7 protein-coding genes and 2 tRNA genes are annotated in these 6,531 nt (G+C 73.3%); 8 read left to right on the forward strand and 1 reads right to left on the reverse strand.

What is annotated here, in order from left to right; translation table 11 throughout:
• Positions 1-18: 18 nt before the first annotated feature.
• The 5 genes from ACWEGE_RS14690 to ACWEGE_RS14710 all read left to right on the forward strand — a co-directional run bounded on the left by ACWEGE_RS14690 (position 19) and on the right by ACWEGE_RS14710 (position 3,353).
• Positions 19-573 (forward strand): snapalysin family zinc-dependent metalloprotease, encoded by a 555-nt coding sequence (locus tag ACWEGE_RS14690; RefSeq protein WP_449660946.1) that lies wholly within the window; start codon positions 19-21, stop codon positions 571-573.
• 113 nt (positions 574-686) lie between these two features.
• The gene (locus ACWEGE_RS14695) at positions 687-1,808 is read left to right on the forward strand and encodes an alpha/beta hydrolase family protein (protein ID WP_449660947.1); all 1,122 of its coding nucleotides are present in this window, start codon (positions 687-689) and stop codon (positions 1,806-1,808) included.
• Positions 1,809-1,959: 151 nt separating this feature from the next.
• The gene (locus ACWEGE_RS14700; protein ID WP_449660948.1) at positions 1,960-2,118 is read left to right on the forward strand and encodes a CopG family transcriptional regulator; all 159 of its coding nucleotides are present in this window, start codon (positions 1,960-1,962) and stop codon (positions 2,116-2,118) included.
• Between the two features lies 1 nt (position 2,119).
• Complete coding sequence (locus tag ACWEGE_RS14705; RefSeq protein ID WP_449660949.1) at positions 2,120-2,464, forward strand: VOC family protein; 345 nt, start codon at positions 2,120-2,122, stop codon at positions 2,462-2,464.
• Position 2,465: 1 nt separating this feature from the next.
• Complete coding sequence (locus tag ACWEGE_RS14710) at positions 2,466-3,353, forward strand: class I SAM-dependent methyltransferase (RefSeq protein ID WP_449660950.1); 888 nt, start codon at positions 2,466-2,468, stop codon at positions 3,351-3,353.
• Here ACWEGE_RS14710 and ACWEGE_RS14715 read toward each other — a convergent pair.
• Positions 3,307-3,915: a TetR/AcrR family transcriptional regulator gene (locus tag ACWEGE_RS14715; RefSeq protein WP_449660951.1), complete on the reverse strand. Its 609-nt coding sequence runs from the start codon at positions 3,913-3,915 to the stop codon at positions 3,307-3,309. The genes ACWEGE_RS14710 and ACWEGE_RS14715 overlap by 47 nt on opposite strands.
• A gap of 136 nt (positions 3,916-4,051) precedes the next feature.
• On the opposite strand from ACWEGE_RS14715, the gene ACWEGE_RS14720 reads away from it, so the two are divergent.
• The 3 genes from ACWEGE_RS14720 (at position 4,052) to ACWEGE_RS14730 (ending at position 6,446) form a co-directional block, all read left to right on the forward strand.
• Positions 4,052-4,121, forward strand: a tRNA-OTHER gene (locus ACWEGE_RS14720).
• A gap of 8 nt (positions 4,122-4,129) precedes the next feature.
• Positions 4,130-4,202: transfer RNA gene (locus tag ACWEGE_RS14725), tRNA-Asn, on the forward strand.
• Positions 4,203-4,229: 27 nt separating this feature from the next.
• Positions 4,230-6,446, forward strand: coding sequence for a hypothetical protein (locus ACWEGE_RS14730; protein ID WP_449660952.1), 2,217 nt, complete (start codon positions 4,230-4,232; stop codon positions 6,444-6,446).
• Positions 6,447-6,531: the final 85 nt, after the last annotated feature.

Consider the following 6,531-nt stretch of genomic DNA (forward strand, 5'->3'; position numbering starts at 1 on the left):
CTCACGAGGAGTCTTCCGATGTCGAGGAAGTTCGCCCTGGCCGGCGCCGTTGCGCTTGCCCTGACCGTGACGCCGCTCGCCGCGGGTACCGCGTCGGCCGCCACCGAGCAGGAAGCCGCCGTCACCACGGTCTACTACAGCACCTCCAGCGCACCGTCGTTCCGCTCGGTGATCAACGCCGGTGCCGCCAACTGGAACAACAGCGTCACCAACGTCCGGCTCGTGGAGCGCAACTCCGGCGGCGCGAGCCTGCGCTACACCGAGGGCAACGACCCCCGCGGTTCCTACGCCTCGACCAACGGGCACGGCAGCGGCACCATCTTCATCGACTACACCCAGGCCCGCCAGTACAACCCGACCCGCATCGCGGCGCACGAGACCGGGCACGCCCTCGGGCTGCCCGACCACTACTCGGGCCCGTGCTCCGAGCTGATGTCGGGTGGCGGCCCCGGCCCGTCCTGCACCAACGCCTTCCCGAACTCGACCGAGCGCAGCCGGGTCAACCAGCTGTGGGCCAACGGCCTCGTGGCGACCAACGCCGAGCGCGTGTACGAGACCGTCTACGGCTTCTGAGCCGGAACGAGTGAGCTGTGGCCCGGGCGATGCGCCCGGGCCACAGCCCTGTCCGGGTCGATCTCGGTGATCACCCCGATGTCACGCGCCGCGGCCGTCAATACGGTCAAAACATGCGAAAACCACTCGCCGCCGGCCTGGCCGGCGTCCTCCTCCTGACCGCGCTCCCCGCTTCCGCGGCCGCGGCCACCCGGCTCGCCTTGCCCGCCCCCACCGGGCCGTACGCCGTCGGCAGCGTCGATCTGCACCTCGTCGACCACGCGCGGCCGGACCCCTGGGTCGCCGGGACGACCCGCGAGCTCATGGTGACCATCCGGTACCCCGCGTGCTCCGGCGGAGGCGGCGGCCCGAAAACTCCCTATCTGGCACCGGAAGCCGCCGAGCTGATCGCCGAGGAAGACGCGCGGACGCTGGGCATCGCCGCCGGCCGGCTCGGCTACGCCTTCCCCACGCACGCCCGCTCCGGCGTGCCCGCGGCCGGTGGGCAGCGGCCGGTCGTGCTCTACTCCCCCAGCGCCAAGTACCCGCGCTCGGTCGGGACCGCACAGCTGGAGCAGCTCGCGAGCGAAGGTTTCGTGACGGTGGCGATCGACCACACGCACGAGCCCGCGGCCGTGGAGTTCCCCGGCGGCCGCGTCGAACGGCGGGTGCTGCCCTCCGGTCCCGACGCCGGGCGGCAGCTCATCGCCACGCGGGTGGCCGACACCCGGTTCGTCCTCGACGCGCTGGAAACCCTGGCGCGCGGCGGAAATCCGGACGCCGGGCACCGCACGCTCCCGGCCGGGCTTTCCCTCGACGTCTCCCGCATCGGCATGTTCGGCCACTCCGCGGGCGGGTTCACCACCGGGGAAACCATGGTGTCGGACACCCGTCTCGACGCCGGAGCCGACCTCGACGGCAGCATGGCGTACTCCCAGTCGAACCGCGAATTCGGCCGGGCCGCCGTCGAAGGCCTCGGCCGGCCTTTCCTGCTGCTGAGCGCGGGCGACCACAGCTCGGCCTCCGACCCGTCGTGGCAGGAGTTCCTCGCCCACCAGCGCGGGCCGGTGCGCACGCGGCACCTGCCGGACGGCGAGCACTTCAGCTACACCGACCACCAGGTGCTCCTCCCCCGGCTCGGCCTCGACCCGGCGGCGATCGCGCCGTTCGTCGGGACCGTCGACCCGGCCCGGAGCATGGCCGGTCAGCGAGCGGCGCTCGGCGCATTCTTCGGCCGATATCTCGAACGGGACTGATCCGGCGCCGGACGCCCATGGCCGCCGCCGACGACGTCCGGTTGAGCAGCAACACCGCGTGCTTCCGTGCGCGTCGGCGAGGGGCGGCGGCACGTCTGGGTCCGGACGGCGGAACTTGCCAGCTAGCTTGCTAGCAAGCTAGCCTCAACCCGTGGGCGATAAAGACGTCAAGCAGTTCAACGTGTACCTGCCGATCGGGCTGATCCGGCAGGTCAAGCTCCGCGCCGTCGAGACGGAGCAATCGCTTTCGGCCCTCGTCGCCGCGGCGCTGCGCGCCTACCTCGAGACCGATCCCGAAGAGGAGCACTGACATGACGACCGAGGGCATCGAGGCGATGTACCTGGAAACGCACAACTGGGGCAAGGCGGCCAAGTTCTTCCAGGCGCTGGGCTACGAGATCGACTTCGCGACCGACCACAACTCCGGGCAGCTGCGCAACGGCGACGGGCCCTGGCTGTTCATCGCCGAGGTGCCCGAAAGCCAGGAGCCGCGGACGCAGATCGTGTTCAAGGTCCCGGACGCGGAGAAGTTCGAGGCCGACGACGTCGTCGAGGTGGTCACCCCGTTCGCGGAAACCCATTACGGCACCAAAGAAATGACCGTCCGCGACCCGGACGGGAGGACGTGGACGCTGTCGGCGCCGGGGCCGGCCTGAGGTGGCCGCGCCGGACAGCACGGCGGTGCGGACCGCGTTGTGGCGGGCCCTGCACCTCGCCGTCGATCCGCCACCCCACGTCTTCGCCGACGACCTCGGCCTGCGGCTGGCCAAGCCCGGCGAGGGCTGGCGGCTCCGCGACGACATGGACCCGGCCACCACCGGCCGCTACCGGGCCGGCATGGTCGCCCGGGCCCGGTTGGTCGAAGACCTGGTCGCCGAACAGGCGGCGCGCGGGGTCGGCCAGTACGTGATCCTCGGGGCCGGGCTGGACACCTTCGCCCAGCGCCGTCCGGAAATCGCTGCCCGCCTGCGGGTGTACGAAGTGGACCAGCCGGGCCCGCAGGCGTGGAAGCGCGCCCGGCTGGCGGAACTGGGCCTGGCCGTCCCGGACTGGCTGCACTTCGTGCCGGTCGACTTCGAGACGGCGTCGTGGTGGGACCGGCTCACGGCCGCGGGCTTCGCCCCGGACGAACCGGCGGTGGTCGCGTCCACCGGCGTCAGCATGTACCTGACGAAGGAGGCGAACGCGGCCACCCTGCGCCGGATCGCCGGGTTCGCCTCGGGGTCCACGCTCGCGATGACGTTCCTGCTGCCGGCCGAGCTGCTCGACGCCGGCGAGCGCGCCCGTCACCAGGCCACGGCGAGCAGGGCGGAGGCGGCGGGCACGCCGTTCGTCAGCTCGTTCTCGCCGGCCGAAATGCTGGCGATGGCGCGCGAAGCCGGGTTCCGCGACGCCGTCCACGTGTCGGGTGCCGAGCTGGACTCGCGGTACTTCGCCGGCCGCGCGGACGGGCTCCGGATCGCCCGCGGCGAGGAATTCCTCGTCGCCACCACGGGAGCTACGGCCGGGGCTGGTGCCCGAGGTACGCCCGCAGCATCGTCTTGACCGGCTCCAGCAGCTCCGGGGCACCGTCGCCGCGGAAGGCCTCCTGGATCACCGCGTCGGCGGCGAGGAAGGCCGTGCGGCACGCCACCGCGGCCTCGTAGTCGTCGTACAGCAGGCGCTGGGCGACGAGGATGCGGTGCACTCCGGTGGCCATCACGCGCTTGTGCGCCAGGTCGGCGTCCCGGGTTCCCTCGGTGAGACCGCGGCCGAACCACAGCGCGCGGAACCCGGGTTCCGCTCGGTAGAGCCCGGCGAAGGCGTCGACGAGCAGGCCGACGGGGTCGGTCCAGACCTCCCGCGCCGCCTGCTCGGCGAAGGAGTCCATCAGGTCTTCCAGGCGGGCGAGGTAGAGCTCGCCCAGCGCCTCGGTGATGGCGTCGCGGTCCGGCAGGTACTGGTACAGCGCACCCACCGACACGCCGGCCTCGGCGGCGACCCGGGTCGTCGTCAGCGCTTCGACGCCTTCCTCGCCGAGCAGGCGATCGGCGGCCGCGAGCACCTTGGCCACCTTCTCCCGCGAGCGCGCCTGGCGCGGCACCCGGCGCAGCCGGCTCTCGGTCATCCGGTCCCCAACCTGAATGTGACTTTGATTCGGTTTGATCGTAACCGCGCCGGTCCGTACCGGCGAGTCCGGCGCGGGGCGGAAAGTCGGTCGCTTCGCCCGCCACCGCGGATTACCCTGGCCGTGCGGGAAATCGCACGGAGTGGATCAGCGGCAGATCGCCCGGCTCGGACCGGGGGGCGCGGGTTCGAGTCCCGCCTCCGTGTCCCCGCAGCTTGGAGTAGTTCAGCAGGCAGAACACCCGGCTGTTCTCCGGGAAGGCGCAGGTTCGATTCCTGCCTCCAAGTCTCGGTTTTTCGTCAGGGGGAGTCCACATGGCACAGGAGGCGGCACCCGGTTACGCCTACGGGCAGCTCGAACGCGCCCTGCGCACCGCATCGTCCACAACGGACGCCGCGGTCCGCCGCCGCGCCGGCGCCAAGGCTGGGCGGTGGCAGGCGGTGCTCGCCGGCATGGCGGACGGGACGCTGGAAATCGGCTCGCGGACCCCGGTCGCGGACACCCCGGCCTGGGTGACGCTCGAAGTCGCGCACGGCGGGTTCGCCACCGGCCGGTACCTCGCCGAGACGCCGGTGCGCCCGGAGGAGCTCGCCGCGGTGCCCGCCGGCACGCCGGGCCGCACCGGCCGGGAGCGCGTCAACCTCGGGCACCTCACCGACACCGGGCTCGCCGGCCTGCGCGCGGCACTGGCCACCGAGGCCTACCGGGTGGAGTTCCCGGAGGACGCCGCGCTCCCCGTCGTCGCGTGGCTGCTCGACCACGGGCACGCCGAGGCGGCCCTCGACCTGGTCGCCGAGCTGCGGCCGCTGCTGCACCGGCTGCGCCTGGCCCCGCTGCCCGGCGCGGCACCGCGGCCGTCCGGCGCGCTGGTGCGGCTGGCCACCGTCGGCGAGGTCCGCGCGGCGCTGCGGTCGGCGACGACCAAGCCGGCGATCGCCGCGATGCTGGAGACGCTGCGGGTGTGGCACCCGCTGTACGACCGGCTGGTCGCCCTCTGGGCGGAGACCGTCGACGGCGAGCTCCCGCGGCTGACCGCCGACGGCGTCACCGGTGGCTGGCCGTGCCGGACGTGGCCGGAGGGGTGGGGCTCGCGGCGGGCCCGCTGGCTCGCGGACTACGCGAAGGCGAGCGCGCGGCACCAGGCGTCGACGGCCCACCTCCAGCCGAAGGGCAACTTCGCGCGGCTGTACCGGGCGCTGACGCTCTGCCAGTTCGCGAGCGCGAAGCTCACCGGGCGGGACGTCGGCTGGATCCGGCGAGCGCTGGCCAACACGATCACCAAGCACGGTGAGCCGGGCTCCGAGCGCCGGGCGGCCCTGCGGGCCGTGCAGGCAGCGGTGGCCGCGCGCCCGACGCACGCCGAGCTCGCGGCCGTCCTGGCCGGCCGGCTCGACGCCTACCCCGCCGACGGAGGTCTCCCGGCGCTCGAACCGGTCGTCGAAGCGGACGTCGTCCCGCGCCGGCTGGTCGCGAAGGTGACCCGCGCGCTGGAGGCCCCGGTCGAGGAGCTGGTCGCGCGCGGGGTGATCACTTCGGGCGACGTGCTGGCGGCGGTGCTGCCGCAGATCACCGCGGAGCTGATGGCAGCGAACATCGAGGACGAGCGGCTGGCGGCGCTGTACGCCCGGACGTACGCGGCCTTCCGCCGTCGCCGGGGGCTGTTGCTGCTCGACCTCGCCCACCAGGTCCGGCTCGAAGAGCTGCCGTGGATCAGGGCGCTGGAACCGTTCCGGGCCCGGCGTCCGGACGTCGCCGGTGCGGCGCGGCGGACGCTGACGCAGACGGTGCAGCTGGCGCTCGGCTCGTTCCCGCAGGCGATCCTGCCGAACACGCTGGTGCGCGAACTCGGCGCGCTGGCCACGCAGGCGGGGCTGCCGATGCCGTTGCTGGAGGAACTGGCGGCCGACATCTTCGTGGGCACGTTCACGGAGAAGTGGCGCACCGCGGCGGCCGCGACGAGCCGCATCATGGCGGGCACGCTGTACGCGCGCTACTACGACCTGCCTGCCGAGTGGACGGCACCACCGCGCAGGCTGCTGCGCCGCACAGCGGACGGCTTTGCGGCGGTCTGCGAGGCCCGGGCGGGCCGTCGGCGGCGGTCGACGGCGGGCAACGGGATGGTGATCGAGCAGAGCCAGATCCTCACGACGCACAACCTGGCGGTGCTGGTGGAGACCCTGGAGCTGCGGTCGCGCCTGAGCCCCGAGCTGGCCGGCCAGGTGTTCACCTGGGTGGTGCGCCGCCTGGCGGGACAGCGCTCGTGGAACCGGCAGCTGCTCAAGAACATCGCGTACGCATGGCGGCAGGCGATCTTCTTCCTGAGCTTCCACGGGGTGGAGGAGCAGCGGGCGGCGGTCGCGCGGCTCGGTGAGCTGGTGGCGCAGGCGGAGTTGCAGGACCGGTTCGGCCCGGCGGTGACGGGCCTGGCGGCGGTGCTCGAGGGCGCCCGGTTTTCCCCGGACGGCACCCTGCCGGACGGTTCGGGACGACGCCTGCTCGGCTGGACGACCGGCCCGCACTGGTGCCGCTGAGCCCCGGCCGGGCTCGGGCACCGAAGCTGCCGGAAACCGTGGTGCACCACGGTTTCCGGCAGCGGCGGCGGGGCCGGGCGGCCCG

The organism is Amycolatopsis sp. NPDC004747 (assembly GCF_053601335.1).